General features: G+C 61.4%; 1 protein-coding gene. It reads left to right on the plus strand.

All coding sequences use genetic code 11. The annotated features are described in order from the left end of the window. Window positions 1-42: 42 nt before the first annotated feature. Window positions 43-1,673: tRNA uridine-5-carboxymethylaminomethyl(34) synthesis enzyme MnmG (gene mnmG, locus JNL55_RS01830; RefSeq protein WP_293848565.1), on the plus strand; the 1,631-nt coding region annotated here is incomplete at its 3' end.

Here is a 1,673-nt window from a genome sequence, read left to right on the forward strand (position 1 = left end):
CCCCCTTTTTGGCGGGCCAGGTGCCTGAGCACCCCGAATCCCATGCGTTTTCCGCAAGATTTCGATGTCATCGTGGTAGGCGGCGGGCACGCCGGTACCGAGGCCGCTCTGGCTTCGGCCCGGATGGGCGTGCGTACGCTGCTGCTCACCCAGAGCATCGAGACCCTGGGCCAGATGAGCTGCAATCCCGCCATCGGCGGCATCGGCAAAGGCCATCTGGTCAAAGAAATCGATGCGCTCGGCGGCGCCATGGCGCAGGCCGCGGATCGCGGCGGCATTCAGTTTCGTACTCTGAACGCCAGCAAAGGTCCGGCGGTGCGAGCTACGCGCGCTCAAGCGGATCGTGTGCTGTACAAGGCGGCGATTCGAGGCACGCTGGAGAATCAGCCGAACCTCACGCTGTTCCAACAGGAAGTGGCCGATCTCATCGTCGAGCACGAGCGTGTGCATGGCGTGGTCACTCAGACTGGCATCGAGTTTCGCGCTCGCGCCGTGGTGCTCACCGTGGGCACTTTCTTGGCCGGCAAGATTCACGTTGGGCTCACTAATTATCAGGGCGGTCGCGCCGGCGATCCGCCGTCGAATCGTTTGGCTGAGCGACTGCGCGCCTTGCCGTTCCGAGTCGGCCGCTTGAAGACGGGCACGCCGCCACGAATCGACGGCCGCACCATCAACTATGAAGGTTTGATGGTGCAGCCGGGCGATGAGCCGTCGCCGGTGTTCTCTTATCTCGGCCGTCGTAGCGATCATCCGCAGCAGGTGAATTGCTACCTCACCGCGACCAACGAACGCACGCACGAAATCATTCGCGCGGGTTGCGATCGCTCGCCCATGTACACCGGCGTCATCGAAGGGGTGGGGCCGCGTTACTGCCCGTCAGTGGAAGACAAGATTCATCGCTTCGCCGACAAGACGTCGCATCAGATTTTCATCGAGCCCGAAGGCCTGACCACGCACGAGATTTATCCCAACGGCATTTCCACGAGTTTGCCGTTCGATGTGCAGCTCGATCTGGTGCGCTCCATCAAAGGTTTCGAGAACGCGCACATCACTCGTCCCGGCTACGCCATCGAGTACGACTATTTCGATCCGCGCGATTTGCGTTACAGCCTCGAAACCAAGTTCATCGGCGGTTTGTTTTTCGCCGGCCAGATCAATGGCACGACCGGTTACGAAGAAGCCGCGGCTCAAGGCCTGCTCGCCGGGTTGAACGCTGCGTTGCTGACGCAAGACCGCGAAGCGTGGACGCCGCGTCGAGACGAAGCGTATATCGGCGTGTTGGTCGACGATTTGATCACTCGCGGCACCAGCGAGCCCTATCGCATGTTCACCAGTCGTGCCGAATATCGGCTGCTGCTGCGAGAGGACAATGCGGATCTGCGCCTCACAACCAAGGGTCGCGAGCTGGGCTTGGTGAACGACGAGCGTTGGGCGTTCTTCAACGCCAAGCGCGAAGCCACAGACGCTGAAGTGACGCGCCTGGAGCGCGTCGTCGTGCATCCTCGGCAGCTGTCCGAAGCACGTTCGATGGAATTGTTCGGCACGACGCTGGCTCGCGAGGCCCACGGTTTCGATCTGTTGCGTCGGCCGGAAGTGTCGTATGTAGCGCTCGCGTCCATCGAACAAGTCGGCACAGCGGATTGGATGAATGCCGTCGACGTGGATGAACGTCT

The organism is Steroidobacter sp., from assembly GCF_016790065.1.
Lineage (GTDB): Bacteria > Pseudomonadota > Gammaproteobacteria > Steroidobacterales > Steroidobacteraceae > Steroidobacter.